At 69.0% G+C, this 23,463-nt stretch carries 6 protein-coding genes; 4 read left to right on the top strand and 2 right to left on the bottom strand.

What is annotated here, in order from left to right; translation table 11 throughout:
* The first annotated feature begins 10 nt into the window (after nucleotides 1–10).
* Genes ACLJPD_RS06355 through ACLJPD_RS06340 form a run of 4 tightly spaced genes read left to right on the top strand, consistent with a single transcriptional unit; the run spans nucleotide 11 to nucleotide 20,650 of the window.
* Entirely contained in the window at nucleotides 11–18,049 is an 18,039-nt protein-coding gene (locus ACLJPD_RS06355) for a non-ribosomal peptide synthase/polyketide synthase (RefSeq protein ID WP_410870786.1), read from the top strand.
* Entirely contained in the window at nucleotides 18,049–20,160 is a 2,112-nt protein-coding gene (locus ACLJPD_RS06350) for an AMP-binding protein (RefSeq protein ID WP_410870785.1), read from the top strand. The genes ACLJPD_RS06355 and ACLJPD_RS06350 overlap by 1 nt, the downstream gene beginning before the upstream one ends.
* Nucleotides 20,157–20,372, top strand: a complete 216-nt coding sequence (locus tag ACLJPD_RS06345; RefSeq protein WP_266293539.1) for an MbtH family protein — start codon at nucleotides 20,157–20,159, stop codon at nucleotides 20,370–20,372. Before ACLJPD_RS06350 ends, ACLJPD_RS06345 begins: the two co-directional genes overlap by 4 nt.
* A complete protein-coding gene (locus ACLJPD_RS06340) occupies nucleotides 20,294–20,650 on the top strand; it encodes a Uma2 family endonuclease (RefSeq protein WP_410871945.1) in 357 nt (118 codons plus the stop codon). Before ACLJPD_RS06345 ends, ACLJPD_RS06340 begins: the two co-directional genes overlap by 79 nt.
* A gap of 93 nt (nucleotides 20,651–20,743) precedes the next feature.
* On the opposite strand, the gene ACLJPD_RS06335 is transcribed toward ACLJPD_RS06340, so the two are convergent.
* On the bottom strand, nucleotides 20,744–22,162 hold the full coding sequence (locus ACLJPD_RS06335; protein ID WP_410870784.1) for a DUF1254 domain-containing protein: 1,419 nt from the start codon (nucleotides 22,160–22,162) through the stop codon (nucleotides 20,744–20,746).
* Between the two features lie 81 nt (nucleotides 22,163–22,243).
* The gene (locus ACLJPD_RS06330; RefSeq protein WP_410870782.1) at nucleotides 22,244–23,458 is read right to left on the bottom strand and encodes a TetR/AcrR family transcriptional regulator; all 1,215 of its coding nucleotides are present in this window, start codon (nucleotides 23,456–23,458) and stop codon (nucleotides 22,244–22,246) included.
* Nucleotides 23,459–23,463: the final 5 nt, after the last annotated feature.

Raw genomic sequence — 23,463 nt, 5'->3', positions numbered from 1 at the left:
GGAGGCTCTGGTGCACGGTACGGAGTTGGGTGGGTACAGCGCACGACCACAGGAAGCGCGGGTCGATGGACTGCCGTTTCCGCTGACCCCGGCCCAACTCGGTGTCTGGTACGCACAGCTGCTCGACCCCGACGTCCCGATCACCATCGCCCAGTATGTCGACATCCACGGTGAGCTGGATCCTGCTGTGCTGCAGCAGGTTACGGCCGAAGCCGCACACGCCTACGGTTCGCCGCTGGTGCGTATCGGCGAGTCCGACGGCGTCCCGCACCAGTACGTCGACCACACCATCGCGGTCGAGCGAGAACTGCCGCTGATCGATCTGCGCCACCACGACGACCCCGTCGCCGCCGCGCGGGATTGGATGCGCGCGGAGTTCGGCGCCCCCATCGATCTGCTCACCGACCGCCTGGTGGCGGGCGCGGTGCTGCGCGTCGGCGAAACGCGCTGGTTCTGGTATCTGCGCGGCCATCACATCGTGCTCGACGGGTACGGCGCGTTCACCAACTCCCAGCGCATCGCCGAGCTCTACACCGCGCGGATGCTCGGCACCCCGGCGCGCGAGGTGGTGCCGGGCGAGCTGTCCACGCTGGTCGAGGGTGAACAGCGGTATCGCGAGAGCACCCGTTTCGTCGGCGATCGCGAGCACTGGGCCCAGCGCATCGCGGGCCTCGACAGCCCCACCGCGCTCGATTCCCGCACCGCCCCGCGTTCGGCGATCAACCTGGTGACCGGCGGGCGGCTGTCGGAAAAACTGGTCGACCGGCTGGAAACCATTGCCGCCAGCGATGATTCGACGATCTCCGCCGTTCTCCTCGCCGCTTTCGCCGCCTACCTCGGCCGTCTCACCGACCGCCCGGACGCGGTACTGAGCCTGCCCGTCACCGCCCGCACCACCGCCGTGATGCGGCGCTCGGCGGGCATGCTGTCCAATATCGTGCCGCTGCGACTGCCAACGGGCGCGGCGGGTTCGGCCGCTACCTGGGGTGAACTGCTGCGCGCGGCGCGGGTCGAGGTGGCGGGCGCGCTGCGTCATCAGCGCTACCGCGCCGAGGACATCCGCCGCGACGCCGAGGACGACGGCCGCCCGGCCCGGCGCTCGCTGTTCGGCCCGCTCGCCAACTTCATGCTCTTCCGCAGCGACCTCACCCTCGGCACCACCACCGGTCGCTACCGGGTGCTGTCCACCGGCCCGATCGAGGACCTGAGTCTCAACGTCTACTACGGCGACCGCGACCGCGTGCACGTCGACTTCGAGGCCAACCCGCACCTCTACGACGCCGACACGCTGGCCAGGCACCACGCCCGCTTCCTCGGTTTCCTCGAGCGCCTCGCCGCCGCGGACCTGGACACCGCGCTGAGCGCGATCGAGGTGGCGACCGAGCTGGAACTCCAGGTCAGTACGCGAATCTGGAATTCCACGCGGTTCGATGTGGATGTCGCGCTGGCCGAGCGTTCGGTGCCGGCGGCGACCCTGCCCGCGATGTTCGAGGCTCAGGTAGCGCGGACCCCGGACGAAGTGGCTGTGCGTATGGCGTCGTCATGGAGTGACGCGGATCGCGCCCATTCCGATGACCTGACGCTGACCTATCGTGAGCTGGCTCAGCGCGTGAATCGCCTGGCCCGGCGCCTGCGAGCGGACGGTATCGGTCCGGAATCGCTGGTGGCACTGAGTATTCGGCGGTCACCGGAGCTCGTGGTCGCGATGTACGCGGTGCTGGCGGCGGGCGCGGCCTATGTGCCGATCGACCCGGATCACCCGGTCGACCGCATCGCGCACATCCTCGCCACCGCCGCCCCGGCCGCCGTGCTCACCACCACCCGCGACGGTGTGCCCGTCGACGGCCTGCCGGTACTGGCCGTGGACACCCTGGATCTGAGCGGCTACGACGACACCCCGCTGACCGACGCCGACCGCACCGCGCCGCTGCGCCCCGGACACCGGGCCTACGTCATCTTCACCTCCGGCTCCACGGGGCTGCCCAAGGGTGTCGCGGTGGAGCACGCCGCGATCGTGAACCGACTCGTCTGGATGCAGCACACCTACCGGCTGCACGGAAGCGATGTGGTGCTGCAGAAGACCCCGATGACTTTCGATGTCTCGGTGTGGGAGTTCTTCTGGCCCTTGCAGATCGGTGCCACCCTGTTGCTCGCCGAGCCGGACGGTCACCGCGACCCCACGTATCTGCGTCGGGTGATCGCCGAATACGGCGTCACCGTGGCACATTTCGTGCCGTCCATGCTCGAAGTCTATCTCGCCCAGCAGGAAATCGCCGAACGCACCTCGCTGCGGCTGGTCTTCGCGTCCGGCGAGGCACTGCCCGCCGCACCGGCTCAGCGACTGCGGCTGCTGACGGGTGCGCGGCTGCACAATCTCTACGGCCCGACCGAGGCCGCCGTCGATGTCACCTTCCACGAGGTCAACGACGGCGACCGGGTCACGGTGCCGATCGGCGCGCCGGTGTTCAACACCCGGCTCCATGTTCTCGACTCGCGGCTCCGGCCGGCACCGGTCGGGGCTCCGGGTGAGCTGTATCTGTCGGGGGTACAGCTCGCCCGGGGCTATGTGGGACGTGCCGAACTCACCGCAGGGCGTTTCGTCGCCGCGCCGGGTAGTTCGAGCCCGGTGCCCGGCGAGCGGATGTACCGCACCGGTGACCTGGTTCGCTGGACCACCAACGGCGAACTGGAATACTTGGGGCGCACCGACTTTCAGGTGAAGCTGCGCGGTCAGCGGATCGAGCTCGGCGAGATCGAGGCAGTGATGGAGAGCGTCGACTCGGCGGCCCGCGCGGTGGTCGTGGTCCGCGACGACGCGGGTGTCGGTGAGCAGTTGGTCGCCTACGTGGTGGAAGCCGAGCCGGGCTCGGTGACGGTCGATGAACTGCGCGAGACCGCATTGCGCGCGCTGCCCGCGTACATGGTGCCCGCCGCCTTCGTGCTGCTCGACGCCCTGCCGGTGAACGCCTCGGGCAAGCTGGATCGCGCGGCGCTGCCCGCCCCCACCCGCACCGTCGTCAGCTACGCCGAGCCCGTCGGCCGGGTGGAGCGCACGGTGGCGAAGGTATTCGGCGAGGTGCTCGGCCTCGACCGCGTCGGGCGCGACGACGACTTCTTCGCCCTCGGCGGCAACAGCCTGGTCGCCACCCGGGTAGCGGCCCGCCTCGGCGCCGACCTGGGCTGTCGCCTCGGTGTGCGCGACCTGTTCGGCGCGACCACCGTCGCCCGCCTCGCCACCGTCATCAACGAGCGCGACGACACCGGCGTCGCTGACCGACTCCCGGTGCTCACCGCCCGTCCCCGCCCCGCGCTGATCCCGCTTTCCCCCGCGCAGCAACGCATCTGGTTCCTCAACCGCTTCGACCCCTCGACGCCGGGCTACAACATGCCGTTCGTCATCCGCATGCGCGGCACCGCCGACCTCCCCGCCTTGGTCGCCGCTCTCGATGCGGTGGTCGACCGCCACGAAGCCCTGCGCACCGTGTTCCCCGCGGTCGAGATCCCCGGCGGTGAGGTAGCCGAGCAGGTCATCCGCGATGCCGGGCTTGTCCGCATCGGCGAGCCCACCGAGGTATCGGCCACCGATCTCGACGCCGAACTGACCCGATTCGCCTGTGCTGGTTTCGATCTCGAGCACGAGGCACCTTTCCGTGCGCGCATCTTTGTCGTTCCGAACACCGGCGACAACGTTGTGGATAACTCCGCGTCGCAGGGATCCGGCCGAGTCGCCGCGGAGCCCCTCGGTCGTGACGGTGTGGCGCCGGGGGAGTGCGTGCTCGCTGTAGTGCTGCATCACATCGCGGCAGACGGAGTTTCGTTGCAGGTGTTGGTGCGCGACGTGCTCACCGCCTACCGTGCCGCCACTGACGGTGTCGAGCCCGGTTGGTCGCCGCTGAGCGTGCACTACGCCGACTACGCCATGTGGCAGCGCGAACTCCTCGGTGCCGAAACCGATCCGCAGTCACTGGCTTCGCGCGAAATCGCTTTCTGGGAAAGGACTCTCGGTGGTCTGCCGGACCAGCTGGCGCTGCCCGCCGCCCGTCAGCGTCCGATCGAGCCGACCATGCGTGGCGCACGTACCGCGTTCACCATCGACGCCGACCTGCACCGCCGGCTCGCCGACCTGGCCGAGCAGGCAGGCGCCTCGCTGTTCATGGTTGTGCACACCGCGCTGGCGGTGCTCCTCGCGCGCCTGTCCGGCACCACCGATATCGCCATCGGCACCGGTGTCGCCGGCCGAGGTGACCGTGCCATCGACGACCTGATCGGCATGTTCGTCAACACCCTGGTCCTGCGCACCGAGGTCGACCCCGCCGCGAGCTTCACCGCGACCCTCGAGCACACCCGCGAGACCGATCTGGCCGCCTTCGCGCACGCCACCGTGCCCTTCGATCGCCTGGTCGACGTCGTCAACCCAGCCCGCTCGCAGGCCCGGCACCCGCTGTTCCAGGTGGCGCTCAACTTCCAGGCAGTCCTCGACACCACCTTCGAACTGGCGGGCTCGCCGGTGACGGTGCGCGAGATCGAACTCGACATCACCAAGTTCGACCTGCAGATCACCCTCGCCGAACGGCGCGGTGCCGCAGGCGAACCAGCGGGCATCGACGCCGTCACCCTCTACGCCACTGACCTGTTCGACGAGCCCGAGATGATCGCGCTCGGTGCGCGTTTCGTGCGACTACTGTCCGCCGCGGCAACGTCTCCCGATTCCGCTGTCGGCGACCTACCGCTACTCTCGCCCGCCGAACACTCCCATCTCACCAACATGCGCGGCGTACCGGTCACCGCCACCGGCCTGCTGCCCGACCTGCTGGCGGACGCCGTCGCGGCGGGCCCGGATCGCGAAGCGGTCACCGATGGCGACCGCATCCTCACCTACCGTGAACTCGACCGGACGTCGTCACGCCTGGCCAGGGTCCTCATCGACATCGGCGTCGGCCCCGACGACGTGATCGCCGTCGGCATCCCCCGCTCCATCGACTCGGTCCTCGCGGTGTGGGCTGTCGCCAAGTCCGGTGCCGCCTGGCTGCCCGTCGACCCGAGCTACCCACGCGATCGGATCACCCATATGGTGACCGATTCCGGTGCGCGACTGGGTCTTACAGTGTCCGAGTCGCAGTCCGCTCTCCCCGGCCCGATCGACTGGCTGGTCCTGGACGAACTGAAGCTGATGGCCGAATGCGCCGGGCGTTCCAGCGATCCCGTCACCGACCTCGACCGCGCCCGCCCCCTGCGCGCCCAGCACCTCGCCTACGTCATCTACACCTCCGGCTCCACCGGCTTGCCCAAGGGCGTGTTGGTCACCCAGGCGGGCATCGCCGGTTTCGCCGCCGAGGAAACCGCACGCATGTTCGGCACCGCCGACGCCCGGGTCCTGCAGGTCGGCTCCCCGTCCTTCGACATCTCGGTGATGGAATTGCTGCTCGCCGTGCACTCCGCCGCGACCCTGGTGATCGCCCCGCCCGGTCGGCACGTGGGAGCCGAACTGGCCCAACTGCTTTCGGAGCAGCGCGTCACACACGCCCTGATGACTCCGTCCGGCCTTGCCGTGCTCGACCCAGCCCCACTCGACACCCTTCGCATGGTGATGGTCGGCGGCGAAGCCTGCCCGCCCGACCTGATCGCCCGCTGGACCGCGGGCCCCGTTCCGCGCGCATTCGTGAACGCCTACGGCCCCTCCGAGACCACGGTCGCCACCAACATCAGCGCCCCACTCACCGCCGACTCCCGACTGACCCTCGGCACGCCACTACGGGGAATCACCCAGTGGGTACTCGACGCGCGGTTGCGGCCGGTTCCCGTCGGTGTCGCGGGCGAGCTGTACGTCGCGGGAGCCCAGGTAGCGCGCGGCTACCGCTCCCGCGCGGCCCTCACCTCGACCCGTTTCGTCGCCTGCCCGTGGGCGCCGTCCGAGCGCATGTACCGCACCGGCGACCTGGTCCGCTGGACCACCGAAGGCGCCCTCGACTACGTGGGTCGCAATGACGACCAGGTCAAACTCCGGGGTTTCCGGATCGAACTCGGCGAGGTCGAATCCGCCCTGCTCGCCCAGCCGTCGATCCGCCGAGCCGTCGTGCTCGTCCGCGCCGACGCACACCGCGGCGACCAACTCGTCGCTTACCTCGTGCCCGCCGCCATCGAAGAAGTGCATGTCGACGAGATCGCCGCTGCCCTGCGCGGCGCGCTCGCCGCGCACATGGTGCCGTCCGCGTTCGTCGTGCTCGATGCGCTGCCGCTCACGCCGAACGGCAAGCTCGACCGTCGGGCGCTGCCGGAGCCGGTATTCGCCGCGCGTTCCTTCCGCGCACCCGCCACCGGCACCGAGTCCGTGGTGGCCGGGGTGTTCGGCGAAGTGCTCGGGGTCGAGCGGATCGGTGCCGACGACGACTTCTTCGCGCTCGGCGGCAATTCCCTCGTCGCGACCCAGGTGGTGTCGCGGCTCGGTACCGCGCTCGGGCGCACGGTGTCGCTGAAGGCGCTGTTCGAAGCGTCGACCGTCACCGCGCTCGCCGCCCTGCTCGGCTCCGCGGAAGCGGTGGCGCCCCGACCCGCCCTGGTGGCAGGCGAACGGCCGCGACAGATTCCACTGTCCTACGCCCAGCAGCGCATGTGGTTCCTGAACCAGTTCGACGCCGAATCGGTCGCCGACAACATCGCCGCCGCCATCCGCCTGACCGGCGCCATCGACTACGCCGCCATGAATGCGGCCGTGGCCGTGGTCTTCGCCAGGCACGAGGCGCTTCGCACCCGCTATCCCGCCGTCGACGGCGTCCCGTTCCAGCAGGTGCTCGCCACCGACCAGCTGACGATCACCCTCGAACCGCGCGCGATCGCCCCGGCCGACCTAGACAACCGGATCCGCGCCATGGCCGCCGTCCCGTTCGCGGTCGATCAGGAACCACCGGTCCGCCTACACCTGCTGCACACCGCCACTGACGAGCACGTCCTCGTCCTCGTGCTGCACCACATCGCCGCCGACGGCTGGTCGGTCGCCCCGCTGACCCGCGATGTGATGGTCGCCTACGCCGCCCACCTGGCGGGCACCGCTCCCGAGTGGCCACCACTGCCGGTGCAGTACGCCGACTTCGCGCTCTGGCAGCGCGCCGCGCTCGGCGACGAGGGTGATGCCGATTCGGCGCTGTCTCAACAGATCGACTTCTGGGCAACGGAACTCGCGGATCTACCCGACCTGCTCACGCTGCCGAGTGACCGGCCCCGGCCGGCTGTCGCCTCGGGGCATGGTGCGCGCCACGCTTTCACGGTCCCCGTCGAGATCACCGAACGGCTGCGCGGTATCGGCGCGGAGACCAACGCATCGCTGTTCATGGTGCTGCACGCCGCATTCGCCGCGACGCTCACCAAACTGTCCGGCCAACAAGATATCTCGATCGGAACCCCCGTCGCGGGTCGCGGCGACCAGGTGCTCGACGACCTGGTCGGCATGTTCGTCAACACCCTCGTGCTGCGCACCCGGATCCACCCCGGCGCCACCTTCGCCGAATTCCTCGGCACCGTCCGCGACAGCGACCTGCGCGCCCTCGCCAACACCGACGTCACCTTCGACCGGCTCGTCGAGGTGCTCAACCCCGACCGCTCGACCGCCCGGCACCCGCTGTTCCAGGTGATGCTCGACTTCCAGAACAACTCCAGAACCGAACTCGAACTCGCGGGCCTGACCGCCACGGAGATCGAAATCGACACCCGGACAGCCAAATTCGACCTGCACCTGACTCTGCGTGAGACCACCGACGGTCTGCTCGCTCGCTTCGAGTACGCGACCGACCTGTTCGACGCGCAGACCATCACAGATTTCAGCACCCGCTTGCTGCGGATGCTGGACGCGGTGACCGCCGATCCCAGCGTCGTGATCGGCGACATCGACCTCCTCGACACCGCGGAGCGCACCCGCCTGCTCGATACCTGGAACGACACCGCGTACCCGGTCGACGAGCGCATGACACTGGCTTCGCTGTTCACCGCACAGGCCGAGCGCACCCCGGACGCGACCGCGCTGTCCTTCGACGGTGAATCGCCGCACGCCCTCACTTACGCCGAGTTCGCACACGAAGTGAATCGCCTTGCTCACCTGCTGATCTCGATCGGTGTCGGCCCCGAGCGCACCGTAGCCCTCGGCATGCGTCGCTCGACCGACCTGGTCGTCGCCATGTACGCGGTCCTCGCCGCCGGTGGCGCCTACGTGCCGCTGGATCCGGAGCACCCGGCTGAGCGCATCGCCGGGGTCCTCGCCGCCGCCGACCCGGTCTGCGTACTGACCCGCGCGATCGACGACATCGACTTCTCCGCCGTGGACTCCGCCACTCGCCCGGCGATTCTCGACGTCGAACAACTCGACACCACGGACTATTCGCCCGATCCGATCACCGACGCCGATCGCCTCGCGATCCTCACCCCCGACAACGCCGCCTACCTGATCTTCACCTCCGGCTCCACCGGGCGGCCCAAGGGCGTCGTCGTCTCCCACGCCGCCATCGTCAACCGCCTGGTCTGGATGCAGGACGCCTACCGCCTCACCCCCGACGACAGCGTCTTGCAGAAGACCCCCGCCACCTTCGACGTGTCGGTCTGGGAGTTCTTCTGGCCCTTGCAGATCGGCGCCCGCCTCGTCCTGGCCCGCCCCGACGGTCATCGCGACCCCGCCTACCTCACCCAGTTGATCGATACCGAACAGATCACCGTCGCCCACTTCGTCCCCTCGATGCTCGCGGTCTTCGTCGCCGCGCTCGACGATGCGAAGCGCTGCGCATCGCTGCGCATGGTGTTCGCCTCCGGCGAGGCGCTGCCACCCGCGCCCGCCCAACTGCTGCGTCAGCTCACCGGTACGGCTGTGCACAACCTGTACGGCCCCACCGAGGCCGCGGTCGACGTGACCTTCCACGAGGTGATCGACGCCGATACCGTCTCGGTTCCGATCGGCGCACCTGTGCACAACACCCAGGTGTACGTCCTCGACAGCCGACTCCACCCGGTCCCCGTCGGCGTCCCGGGTGAGTTGTACCTGGCGGGCGCGCAACTCGCGCGTGGCTATGCAGGCCGCGTCGATCTGACGGCGGACCGCTTCGTCGCCAACCCTTTCGCTGGAAGTGCGGGCGGCCGGCGGATGTACCGGACCGGCGACCTGGTCGCCTGGACGGCAACCGGCGAACTGGAGTACTTGGGCCGCACCGACTTCCAGGTCAAACTGCGCGGTCTGCGGATCGAACTGGGCGAGATCGAAGCCGCGTTGTCCGCGCTGCCCGAGATCACCCAGGCCGCTGCTATCGTCCGCGACGACGTCCTGGTCGCGTATCTCGTCGCAGCACAGCACGTCGACGTAGCTGAGGTGAAGTCCACGCTCTCGCGCACCCTTCCCGCCTACATGGTCCCCGCGACCTTCGTCGGCCTCGACGAGTTCCCGCTCAACACCGCGGGCAAGCTCGACCGGAAGTCGCTCCCCGCACCGAGTTTCGAAGCGGCTGTCTTCCGTGCGCCGTCCACTGAAGTAGCGCGAGTCGTCGCAGCCACCTTCGCCGCGGTGCTCGGCTTCCCCGCCGATCGCGAAGTCGGTCTCGACGACGACTTCTTCGCCCTCGGCGGCAACTCCCTCAACGCCACCCAGGTCGCGGCCCGCCTCGGCGCCGCCCTCGATACCCAGATCCCGGTCCGCCTGCTGTTCGACGCACCGATCGTGGCCGACCTGGCGCACCGGTGCACCGCCCTGCGCGGCACCGGTGGACGCCTCGAACTCACCACTCGTGAACGACCCGAACAGATTCCGTTGTCAGCGGCTCAGCGGCGGATGTGGTTCATGAACCGCTACCTCGCCGACGTCGATGGCATCGGCGACGCCGTCGACAACATCCCCGTCGCGCTGCGCTTGACCGGCGACCTCGATGTCGCCGCCCTGGAAGCGGCAATCGCCGACGTGATCGGCAGGCACGAGACTCTGCGTACGAGTTACCCCGAAGTCGCCGAGGGCGCACAGCACGCTGAGCGCACGCCGATCCAGCCAGCGGTGCGAAACTCGCCCGCTGAGCCGAAGAAGATCGGCAAGGAGTGGGCGACCCCGATCCAGCTGATCGCCGACTCGGTCACCATCAGCCTGCAGGCCGAAGATATCTCCGAAGCCGAGTTGCCCGCGCGTCTGCTGGCCTGCGCCGCAGTCCGTTTCGACCTCACCGCCGAAATCCCGGTTCGCGCGAACTTGTTCGCGGTCAACGGCGATCATGTGCTCGTCCTCGTCGTCCATCACATCGCCACCGACGGCTTCTCCCTCGGCCCCCTCGCGGCCGACCTGATGACCGCCTACACCGCCCGCCGCGACGGCACCGACCCCAGCTGGTCCCCGCTGCCGATCCAGTACGCCGACTACACCCTCTGGCAACACGAAAACCTCGGCGATGCAATCGATCCCACGTCTCGCGCGCACACGCAACTGTCCTTCTGGCGCCACCGCCTCGCCGGTCTGCCCGAGCAGCTCGACCTGCCGACCGACCGCGCCCGGCCCGCCGAATCCACCTACCGGGGCGCCGTCCACCGCTTCCAGATCGACTCCGATCTGCACAGCGAACTGCGCGAACTGGCCCGCAAGCACGAGGCCACCCTGTTCAGCACCGTGCACGCGGCACTCGCTGTTCTCCTGGCCAGGCTGTCCGGCGGCAGCGATATCGCGATCGGCACCCCGGTCGCGGGCCGCGGTGAGGCCGCCCTCGACGGCCTGATCGGCATGTTCGTCAACACCCTGGTCCTGCGCACCCAGATCGACCCGCGCGCCGAGTTCGAAACCACGCTCGACGCCGTCCGCGCGGCCGACCTCGACGCCCTCTCGCACGCCGACATCCCGTTCGAGCAGATCGTCGATGCCGTCGATCCGGCGCGAGCCCGCAACCGCCACCCCCTGTTCCAGGTGGCACTGGTGCTGCAGAACTTCACCGTCCCCGCGCTCGAGGCGGCAGGACTGCGTGTGGAGCCTGTCGATTTCGACGCCGCCGTGGCGAAGTTCGATCTCCAGTTCACCGTCGCGGAGTCCGACGACATCGACGGACGCGCGAACGGAATGTCCATCGAAATCGCCTACGCCACAGATTTGTTCGCGCAGGACAGCGTCGCGGTGCTGGCCCGGCGATTCACCCAGGTGCTGGCCGCCGTCGTCGCCGACCCGACCGTCGTGATCGGCGACATCCAATTGCTCAGCGCCGAAGAACAGCAGCGCACCCTGCACGATTGGTCGTCCACCGGCGCCTCGGTGGCGGCCACCGACACGATGGTGGACCGGTTCGCCCGTGCCGCCGCCCTCGACCCGAACGCTGTCGCCGTGAAAGCGGGCGATACCACCCTGACCTACGACGAGCTCGATGCCTGGTCCAACCGTCTTGCCCGTCGGCTCGTCGCCGCGGGTGTCGGGCCGGAGTCGCTGGTGGCGGTCGCGCTCGCACGCTCGGTGGAGTTGCCCGTCGCTTTGCTCGCGGTGCTGAAGGCGGGGGCCGCCTACCTGCCGATCGACCCGAACTACCCCGCTGATCGCATCGAATACGTCCTCGACGACGCCCGGCCGCACTGTGCCATCACCAACGACGACACGGGTCTGGCGCACGGCTGGTTCGGTGGCCCGGTCATCGACCCCGCCGCGGGCAACCTGACCGATTTCGCCGCCGAACCCATGACCGACGCGGACCGGCACACGCCACTGGCCCCCGCCAACGCCGCCTACGTCATCTACACCTCCGGCTCGACCGGCCGCCCCAAGGGCGTTGTCGTTCCGCACGCGAATGTTGTCGCCCTGCTGGACAACACCGCGAGCCGCTTCGACTTCGGTCCCTCGGATGTGTGGACGATGTTCCACTCCTACGCCTTCGACTTCTCAGTGTGGGAGCTGTGGGGCGCCCTGCTCCACGGCGGTTCGGTGATCCTGGTCGACTACTTCACCTCGCGCTCGCCCGAACAGTTCCGCGAACTGCTCCGCACCGAACGCGTCACCGTCCTCAACCAGACTCCGTCCGCGTTCTACCAGCTCATCGCCGCGGACCTGGCCGACCCGGTGCCGACCGAATATGCCTTGCGCACAGTGATCTTCGGTGGTGAGGCGCTCGAACCCCAACGACTCGCCGGCTGGTTCGCCCGCTACCCGGACTCGACCCGCATGGTGAACATGTACGGCATCACCGAGACCACCGTCCACGCCTCTTACCGTGAGATTGCCCCGAACAGCGGTTCCGCCAGCGTGATCGGCGGTGCCATCACGGGACTCACGCTGCGCGTGCTGGATTCGCGCCTTCGTCCCGTGCCGCTCGGTGTCCCCGGCGAAATCTACGTATCCGGGCCGCAATTGGCTCGCGGCTACCTGGGCCGGCCCGACCTGACCGCCGGCCGTTTCGTCGCCGACCCCTACGGCCCTGCCGGCTCTCTCGCCTACCGTTCGGGCGACCTCGCTCGCTGGACAGTGATGCCCGACGACGCCGCCGAGGTGTCCGCGTCGGCGCGCCCTGGTTCGGAATCGACCGGCCGTACAGTGCTCGGATCGCCCGACGCTCGCGCGGCCCGCGTCGATCTCGAATATCTGGGTCGCGCCGACCAGCAGGTCAACCTCCGTGGGTTCCGCGTAGAACTCGGTGAGATCGAGGCTGCGCTGTTGCGCAGCTCGCTCGCCCCGCGCGAGGTCGCGGTCCTGGTCCGCACCGACCTCGTCGACGAGCCGCGGATCGTGGCCTACCTGGTCACCGAGGCCACCGACCTCGACACCGCCGCCCTGCGCACGGAACTGGCACGCACCCTGCCCGAGCACATGCTCCCGGCAGCCATCGTGCCGGTCGACCGCATCCCGCTGACGGTCAACGGCAAGCTCGACCGCGCCGCCCTCCCCGCTCCCGTCTTCGAGACCACCGCCTACCGCAGGCCGACAACGGTCACCGAGCAGATCATCGCCGACGTCTACACCGAGGTCCTCGGCCGTACCGACGACCAGCCGATGGGTGCCGACGACGACTTCTTCGCCCTGGGTGGCAGCTCGCTGCTGGCAGCCAAGGCCGTCGCCCGCATCGGTGCGGCCCTGGATCGGCGCGTCGGTGTGCGAACCCTGTTCGAGGCGCCACGCGTGGCCGAGTTGGCTGCGGCGGTCGATGCCCAGTCCAAGGTCGACCGGCCCGCACTCGTCGGCCGGGCCCGCCCCGAACTGCTTCCGTTGTCCCCGGCCCAGCAGCGCATGTGGTTCCTCAACCGCTTCGACCGCGCATCGGTGGCCTACAACATCCCCTTCGCGCTGCGCCTGAGCGGTGCGCTCGACGTCGACGCGCTGCAGGCCGCGATGGCCGATGTCGTGGCCCGCCACGAATCGCTGCGCACCGTGTACCCGGAGGTCGACGGCACACCCGTGCAGTCGATCATCGGCGCCGCCGACGCGATGTCAACGGCGGCCTCGGCGGTAGCGACCAGCGAATCCGCACTTCCCGCCGCGATTCGTGAACTGGCCGAGACCACCTTCGACGTCACCACCGAGATCCCGGTGCGCCTGCGCCTGTTCCAGCTCACCGACACCGAATTCGTGCTCGCCGCCGTCCTGCATCACATCGCCGCCGACGGTTCCTCGATCGCGCCCTTCGTCACCGACCTGATGCGGGCCTACACCGCCCGGCTCGCCGACACCGCCCCCGGCTGGGCGCCGCCGGCGGTGCAGTTCGCCGACTACGCACTGTGGCAGCGCGACCTGCTCGGCGACGAAGCGGACCCGGAATCGCTTGCTGCCCAACAGGTCGACTACTGGCGATCCCAGCTGGCCGGACTGCCCGATCAGCTCGCCCTGCCGACCGACCGCCCACGCCCACCCCGCCAGAGCCTGCGCGGCGACAAGGTGAGCTTCACCGTCGACGCCGACCTGCACGCCGCACTGTCCGCCCTCGGCCGCACCAACGGCGCCACCCTGTTCATGGTCGTGCACGCGGCCTTCGCGGCCCTGCTCGCCCGGCTCTCCGGCACCGCCGACATTGCCGTCGGCACCCCGAACGCGGGCCGTGGTGAAGCCGAACTCGACGAGGTCATCGGCATGTTCGTCAACACCCTCGTCCTACGCACCCCGGTCGCGGCCGCCGCGCCGTTCACCGACCTGCTCGCCGCGGCCCGCACCGCCGACATCGCCGCGTTCTCGCACGCCGATGTGCCCTTCGAGCGGTTGGTCGAGGTACTCAACCCCGCCCGCTCCACCGCGCGGCACCCGCTGTTCCAGGTCGGCTATTCGTTCCAGAACCACGACCGCGGTCAGCTGGAACTGCCCGGCTTGACCGTCTCCGGTATCGACTTCGATGCCGGTGTCGCGCAGTTCGATCTGCACCTGTTCGCCCTCGACAACTACGCCGCCGACGGCACCCCGGCGGGAATCGACATGGCCCTTGGCTATGCCACCGATCTGTTCGACGCGGAAACGGCGCAACGTTTCGCCGGTCAGCTGCGCCGGATTCTCGAATCCATCGCGACCGCGCCGGATCGCGCAGTCGGTGATCTCGATCTGCTCGGCGCGGACCGCGTGCTGCTGCTCGAAACCTGGAACGACACCACCCATCCGGTCGAGCCGACCACGCTCGCCGAACTGGTCGTCCACCAGGCGAACCGGACTCCGGACGCACTCGCGCTGGTAGACGACGAGACCGGCGAGTCCATGGATTACGCCACCTTCGACGCCCAGATCAACCGTGTCGCCAGGCTCCTGATCGCCGAAGGAGTCGGCCCGGAACGCACCGTCGTACTGGCCATGCGTCGTGGCATCGACCTCGTGATCGCCATGCACGCCGTAGTCCGGGCAGGCGGCGCGTACGTGCCGATCGACCCCGATCACCCCGCCGACCGCATCGCCTACATCGTCGCCACCGCGGCACCGCTGTGCGTGCTCACCACGGCCGCCGACGGCCTACCGATCTCCGTGGACGTACCCGCCTTCGAACTGGATCATCGAGCGCTGCAAGAACTCTCGACGGATCCGATCACCGATGCCGAGCGTACTGCCCCACTGCGCCCCGAGCACCCCGCGTACATCATCTTCACCTCCGGCTCCACCGGCCGCCCCAAGGGCGTCACCGTCCCGCACGCCGCGATCGTCAACCAGCTCGCGTGGCTGCACGACCGCTTCACCATGACCACCACCGACCGCATCCTGCTGAAGACCCCCGCCACCTTCGATCTCTCGGTCTGGGAATTCTGGTCCCCCCTCACCGCGGGCGGCGCTCTGATCGTCACCCGCCCCGGCGACGAACGCGACCCAGACCGCTTGCGCGCCAGCATGACCCGGCACGGCGTCACCGTTCTGCACGCGGTGCCGTCGCTCATCGGCATGCTCTTGGCCGCCGAAACCGTACCCGCGCTGCCGCTTTCGCTCCGGGCCGTGCTGGCGATCGGCGAGGCGCTGCCCGTCGCCACCGCCGCTCAGTTCCGCGCCACCGGCACCGACGCTGTACTGCACAACCTGTACGGCCCGACCGAAGCGGCCGTCTCGGTCACCGAATATGAAGTGGCACAGAATTTGTCGCATACGGTGCCGATCGGTTTCCCCGCCTGGAACAGCGCCGTGTACGTCCTCGACCCTCGCCTGCGTCCGGTCCCGATCGGTGTCGCCGGAGAGCTCTACCTGGCCGGCGACCAACTCGCTCGCGGCTACCACGGCCGTTCAGCCCTCACCGCCGACCGCTTCGTCGCCAACCCCTTCGCACTCGCCGGCACCGGCTCCCGGATGTACCGCACCGGCGACATCGTGCGTCGGCGCGCCGACGGCGCCCTCGAATACCTCGAACGCGCCGACTTCCAGGTCAAGATCGGTGGCTTCCGCATCGAGCTCGGCGAGGTCGAAACAGCCCTGCTGCGCTGCGCCGGTGTCCGTGCGGCGGTCGCGGTAGCCAAGACCGATGATCAGACGGGCGCCCGTCTGATCGCCTATGCCGCGGTCGCCGACCTGACACCAGGCGACGAACAAACCATCGCCGCCCAACTGCGCGCGCAGCTCGCCGCGGACCTGCCCGCCTACATGGTTCCCGCCACCCTGGTGGTCCTCGACGCGCTACCCCTCAATGCCAACGGCAAGGTCGACCGCGCCGACCTGCCCGAACCCGCGTTCGCCGAAGCAGCCTTCCGCGCTCCGGTCACCGCGGTCGAACAGCTGGTCGCCCGGACTTTCGCCGAGGTGATCGGCTGCCCGACCGCCGGGCTCGACGACGACTTCTTCGCTCTCGGCGGCAACTCGCTGATGGCAACCCGCCTGGCCGCCCGCCTCGGCGCCGCGCTCGGCACCCAGGTCCCGGTAGCGGCGGTCTTCGACGCGCCGACGGTTACCGCGCTGGCCGAACGCCTCGCCACTGTCGATCGCACGAGCGCCCGCCCCCCGCTGACCACACGCACCGGCGAAGGTCCCGCGATCCTCTCGCCCGCGCAGCAGCGCATGTGGGTCATGCACCAACTGTCGCCGCAATCCTCGGCGTACCACATCCCGGCCGCCATCCGCCTCACCGGCGACCTCGACCTCCCCGCGCTGCAGGCGGCCATCGCCGACCTGCTGGCCCGCCACGACACCCTGCGCACCCGCTACCCGGACACCGCGGCGGGCCCGGTCCAGCAGGTGATGCCCGCCTGGTCCGCCGCCGTCGACCTCGCCCCGATCCCAGTCGCGCCCACCGATGTCGAAACCCGTATCGCGGCACTCGTCGCGCAGCCCTTCGACATCACCGCCGCGCCCCCGGTCCGAGTCGCGCTCTACCGCCTCGGCGACAACGATCATGTCCTCGTCGTCGTGGTGCACCACATCAGCGCCGACGGCTACTCGATCGACCCGCTCACCCGAGACCTGGTGCGCGCCTACGTAGATCGCGCCGATGGTCGGGAACCCGGCTGGGCCCCGCTGGAAATCCAGTATGGCGACTTCAGCACTTGGCAGCGTGCGCTGCTCGGCTCCGACACCGACCCGGACAGCGTGCTCACCCAGCAACTCGCCTACTGGACCCGTGAACTCGCGGGAGCACCCGAACTACTCACGCTGCCCACGGACCGCGCACGAGCCGCACGCCGGGAAATGCGCGGTGCGACTGTCGACTTCGACATCGACAGCGTCCTCACCCGCCGCCTCGACGGCGTAGCCCGTGCCAACGGAACCACCCTGTTCACTCTGGTCCACAGCGCCCTTGCCGTCCTGTTGGCCAAACAATCCGGCAGCACCGACATCACCATCGGTGCCCCGGTATCCGGTCGCGGCGCCCGCGAACTCGACGATCTCGTCGGCATGTTCGTCAACACCGTCGCCCTGCGCACCGAGGTCGATGCGCGCGCACCCTTCACCGACCTGCTCGCCCAGGCGAAGCGCCGCGACCTCGCCGCCCTCTCGCACGCCGACGTCCCGTTCGAGCAGGTCGTCGACGCCATCGGCCGCACCCGAACCGGCGCCTACACGCCGCTGTTCCAGGTGATGCTGACCTTCCAGAACATGCCACCGGGCGGCATCGAACTACCCGGCCTCCGCGTCCAGACCCTGGACCCCGGCCTTACCGAAGCCAAGTTCGACCTGCACCTCACCGCCCTGCAGCGTTACGCCGAGGACGGCACTCTCGACGGGTTGGACGTCCACTTCGGTTACGCCACAGACCTGTTCGACGCGTCGACCATCGAAATACTGGCCGAACGATTCCGCAAGATCCTCACCGCCGTCGCCGCCGATCCCACCGTCGCAGTGCGTGCGATCGACATGCGCACCGACGCCGAAAAGACCCCGACCACCTATACGATCGCCGATCTCCCGAACCTCGTCGGTTCGGCAGCTCGGCTCGCGCCGGCGACCGTGGCATTCACCCACGGCGAGCACGCCATCTCCTACGCAGCCCTCGACGCCAAGCTCACCGCGGTGAGCAGGGCGATGGGAGCGAAGATGAAACCCGAAGCGCTGGTGAACGTCGCGCTGGCCGGGCTCGTGCCCGGCGTGCTCGCCGCACTCGGCGCGGCCGGTCTCACTTCCACGCTGCAAACACTGGTGACCGATGCCGCCGCGGTGACAGCCGGGACAGCGTCGGTTGACGACTCGGAAGGACAACTCTGATGTCGCACACGGATTCGGTCACGACCGCCGCCACCCTCGCCGCGCTCCTGCGTGACCTGGACGGCGAACAACCACGTGACCCGGCGACCCTGCTCGCCGCCTTCGCCGGCCACGCCGACCGCGAACCCGACGCCCTCGCGGTGCGCGACGGCGAAATCTGGCTCTCCTACGGCGAATTGGCCGAGCGAGTCGATGCGTTGGCCGCTGCTCTCGTGGAGCACGGTGTCGGCCCCGAGACCGTCGTCGCGGTCTCGCTGCCACGCTCGGCGGAACTCGTTGTCGCCGTGCACGCGGTACTCGCCGCCGGCGGTGCCTTTGTCCTGCTCGACCCCGCTACCCCCGGTGACCTGCAACGACGCACCGCTTCATTGGCCGCGCCGACCTTGATCCTCACCACCGACGCCACGCCGCACCCCACCGGTTTCCCGGTTCTGTACACCGATGCCACCGTCGACATCACCCCCGGCGAACTACCGGGGCCGGGCGCCGACAACCCCGCCTACCTGGTGGTCGATGTCGTCGCCTCGGCCGCCGTTGTAGTAGGACATCGTGCGGCACAAGCGAATTCGTGCTGGCGCCAACGACTCTGTGGCATCGGCCTCGGCGACTCCGTTCTGTGGCACGCGCCGCTGACCGGACAGGCCGCAGTGGGGGAGATGCTGCTCGCCTTGCAGACCGGCGCCACCTTGGTCGTCTCACCGTCGGCGGTGCTCGCAGACGCGATCGCCGAAACCAGCGTTACAGCAGCATGTTTCGATCAAGCCCAACTGGCCGAACTGGCAGCACTGCCCGACGCGGAGGAACGCCTCGACTCGTTGCGCGTGGTGCTCGGCTCGGGTGGATCACTACTGGCGAAAACCGCCGCTGCCCTGCGCGAGGTGAGCGGAGCGACCCTGTGGCACGTGTACGGCAGACCGGAGACCGCCGGCGAGTTCGTCGCGCACGAGGTGACCGGCGCCGACCTCGAGGTGGTGCCGTTCGGATCGGCCGCCGACGATGTCGAGCTGCTGATTCTCGACGAGCACCTGTGCCCGGTCGCCGACGGCGAGATCGGCGAACTCTACGTCTCCGGTGTGCAATTGGCGCGCGGGTACGTCGGTAGGCAGGCTACCGCCGCGACCTTCCTGGCCAACCCCATCGGCCCGGTGGACGACCGCATGTTCGCCACCGGCGACCTGGTCCGGCGCCGACCACCGGGCGATGCCTGGACCGCCGAGATCGAATTCGTCGGCCGCATCGACGACGGGCCCTACTCACGTTGCGTGGGTCTGCCCGACGAGCTTCTGCTCGACGAGTTCGAAGCCCAAGCCGCCGCAACCCCTTTCGACCCGGCCGTCGTCCATGCGCCGAGCGACGGCCCGACCTCGATCATCACCTACGGTGATCTCGACCGGCGCACCAACCAACTGGCCAGGCACCTGACCGCCCTCGGCATCGGACCGGAATCGGCTGTGCTCGTAGATGTTCCCCGGTCGATCGAGTTCTTTGTCGCCATGTACGCCGTCCTCAAAGCCGGTGGCGCGGTGGTGCCCGTCGTCACCACCGTGCTGCCACCGATCGTCGATCCCGCGCTGGTCCTGACCATCGCCGCCCGCGAACACCTCGGGACCTACGACATCCCGACCGTCACGGTCGACCGGGTGGCCCTTGCGGCCTACTCCAGCGAGCCGATCGCCCGAAGTGAACATCGCACCCCGGTCCTGACCCAACACCCCGCCATCGTGCTGTTTCCCCCCGGCTCCACGCACAGTGTCACCATCAGCCACGCCGCCGCCGTCCATCGGGTGACCGCCATGCAGGCTCGCCACCACCTCACCACCCGCGACGTCTACCTGCACCAGGCCCACATCGGTGACACCACCGCTTGGCACGGCTACCTGCTCCCCCTTCGCGTCGGCGCCACGGTGGTCCTCACCGAACCACCCGACCCCACCCGATTAGCCGCGCTCATCACCAGCTACGGCGTCACCACCACCGACTTCATCCCGTTCCACGCACCCCCCGCGGGCGACCGCCTGTACCGCACCAGCGACCTCGCCCACACCGAAATCGAAGGCACCCCCACAGTATTGGCCCACCTCAGCACCCTGATCAGAAAGGGCACCCCATGACCAACCCGTTCGACGACGACAACGCCCAGTTCTACGTCCTGGTCAACACCGAAGGCGAACACTCCCTCTGGCCCACCTTCGCCGCCGTCCCCGGCGGCTGGACAGTGGCCTTCGGCGCCGCCCCCCGAACCTCCTGCCTCCACTACGTCGAATCCCACTGGCTCGACATGCGCCCCAACTCCTTGATCGCCGCCATGTCCAACAAACCCTGACCGCGCGCATCCCCGACGTTGTCGTCAACCGCTGCCTGGAAGACTTCGGCCAACTCACGGCAGACCGCGTCTTCATCGTGGTCGAGGTGGTCTCACCCTGGTCGAAGCGCCGAGATCGAATCCACAAGATGGCCGACTACGCCGACGCGGGTATCCCACACTATTGGATTGTCGAGTTCGACAAGGTCGGCGCGGTCAGCGTCGAACGCTATGCACTCGAGGTCCGAAAGCAGGCCTACACACACGTGGAACCACCCACCGCGATGGCCACGGCCTAGCAGTCGATGTCACCACCCCGTTCCGGATCGTCGTCGAATGGGACCAACTCACCGTCGCACCACGCGTCTGAGCTGTCCCACAAGGGCGCACACTCAGTCGAGTCGGGTCATCGGTGGCGGCTTCCACTGTCCGTCGAGGGCGTCCTCGCGGGGAGCGTAGAGGCGCAGGGTCAGGGAGAAGTCGCCGGTCGAGGGGATGGGGAGCCAGTTACCGGCGGGGACTTCCGGGCGAGGGTCCTGTTGTTGGATCGCCAGTTCCACGGATCCGTCGGGGGCCGCGACGACGGCGGGGTGGTGGCCGATCGAGTAGATCTGGTCGGGGTTGGGGACCAGGAAGCCTTGGGTGTCGTAGGCGGTGATCGAGGCGAAGGCTTCGACGGGAGGCCATTGGCCTGCTTCGAAGCGGATTCGATAGCGCAGAGGGCGGCCCTGGTCGGTGGTGGGGGCCTCCAGGTTCGCGTAGAGGACGTCGCGGATGGGGGCGAGACCAGGGGAACGTCGGGTGGTGGCCGCGCGCCGGAGGTAGTCGGTGCCGAAGGTGCCCAGGTCGATGGGGATCTCCCAGCCGTTGACGTAGCGGGCGGTCGGGTCTTTCCAGTCGGCGATGCGGCGCTGGCCCTGGCGGACGGCTTCGTCGAGGACCTCGGCGGATTGGTCGATGACGGCCCCGCCCGGTTGGATGTCGATCGCGGCCAGTTTGCGCATCAGCGGTTCGTCCACGACGGCGGGGGGATCGGCCAGCATCAGTCGGCACAGGCGGTTCAGGTAGGTGCGACCGTCCAAGGCGGCGATTCGCTTCGTCGGTGGCTCGGGTCCACGGTCGATCGGGTGGACGCGGCTGACCGTGGCGTCGAGTTCGCCGCGGTTCCAGGCGCTCAGCGGGATCAGTTTCAGTTGCTGCTGCCACTGGTTGACCTTCGGTGCGTCGGCAGCGCCGTTGATCTGGATCCGGCCCACGATCGTGCTCCGCGTCGACGGCATGTGCAGCCGCGTCATCCGCGCGGGCAGCTCGCCCGCCCACTGTGGTCCGGTGAGGGCGTAGGTGAAGGGCGGGCCGTCCGCTTCGTCGGTGGTTCGTGGGTTCTCGCTGGTCAGGTCGTGCACGGTATTCGCCCACCCGTCGATCAGCTGGAACAGCCAGAACCGGTCGGGTTCCATCCCCGGGATCTGCAGCACCATCGGCTCTTCGGCGAGGTCGAGCCATGCCTGCGAATACACCATGTCGTGGCTGAGCCGGGCCACCCCGCGATCGTAGGGATCGGGCAGGACACTGTGATCGATGGTGTTGGTCGGCCCGCTCGCCGCGCGCATGATGTCGAGCAGGATCATCGGGTAACCGAAGACGTAGGCGTCGGTCGCCAGGGTCAGCACGTCGTCCGGACGGTCGGTGGTTGTGTCGGTCGACCAGCGCGCCGACCCGTCACCACATCCGGGCAGTGCGGCCGCGGCAGCTGCCGCGGCCGCGAGCCCGAGCAGCGAACGCCTGGTCAGCGCACCCGCGCGTGGATCCATGCACGCTCCGTTCGACGGACTGATCACCGAGGGTATGCCGCGCCGAGAACGAGCCGCCTCATCCGCGACGGATGAACTGCCTCAGCCGAGCAGTACCCGCCGCATCAGGAAGCCCACCCTGGCCCGGCCCGCGATGGGGTCGTCGCCGAACCCCTGACCGAGGTCGATGACCATCGCGAATGCCGCGTGCACCAGGAATCGCGCCTCGGCCGCGGACAGTTCCGGCCGCATATCGCGCACCAGCCGCGCCCATTCCTGCACGCTCAACCGCTGGATATTGCGCAGCACCGCACGCTCCTCGGCGGGCACGTGCCCGAACTCGGCGTAGTAGACGACCGCGAGCGCCCGCTCGTCGAAGGTGTCGGCGACGAACTGCTCGATCAGCACACCCAGCGCCGCGCCGCTGTCGGGCGTGCTCGCGACGGCGGGCCCGATCGCCCCTGACACCCGGTCCGCAGCGCGCCGGAACGCGGCAGCGAGGATATCGCTCTTGCCGCGATAGAACCGGTACACCGCCGACGCCGCCGACAACCCCGCCGCCGAGGCGATGTCCTCCACACTGACATTCGGGTAACCGCGCAGGTGGAACAGCTCCACCGCTTTACGCAGCAGCAGTTCGTGTTTGAACGAATCCGGGATCTGGGCGCGGGTTCCCAGCTCCGAAACTGTGGCGGCGGGCGGCAATTCGCTGTCGGTCAGTGCCATACACGCCGCGCCGAGCAACCTGTTCACCGTGCGAACGGGCAGCGCGGCGTGGTGATCGGCGACGCTGGTGATCACGCCGAGAATCGCCGTGGAGATCATTCGCAGCTCAGCCGTGGTCAATTCGGGACGCAGCAGCGCCAGCTGTTCGTCGAGGGCGACCAGCACCGAACTCTGCTGCTCGTCGAGCACCACGCGATCAGCCGGTTCGAGGTAGCGGCCTTCCCACCGCACCAGCCGCACCGTCGCCCGATTCTCCACGGTCGCACCGATCAGCCCGGTCAGCATGTGCCGCAACCGTTGTGCCGCGGGCAGCGGGTCCTGCGCCGCCACCTCGACCGACGCGGTGAAGGCCTGCCCGACCCGAAGTAACTCCTCCCGGAACAACGCGTACTTACTGGGGTAGTGCCGATACAGCGCGGCCGAACTGATTCCCAGCCCGGTCGCGATGTCCTCCATGCTCACTCCGTGATACCCGGCGGCCCCGAACGCCACCGCCGACGACGCGGCGATCTGCGCCCGGCGATTCTTCGGCCGCCGCCGAACTTCGGCCCCAGCTACCCCACGCGCCCCACGAGACTCGCTGACATTCATAGTTC

Origin of the sequence: Nocardia sp. A7, assembly GCF_046549215.1 — a bacterium.
In the GTDB taxonomy this organism is placed as follows: domain Bacteria; phylum Actinomycetota; class Actinomycetes; order Mycobacteriales; family Mycobacteriaceae; genus Nocardia.
This window is presented reverse-complemented; position numbering and strand designations above follow the sequence as displayed.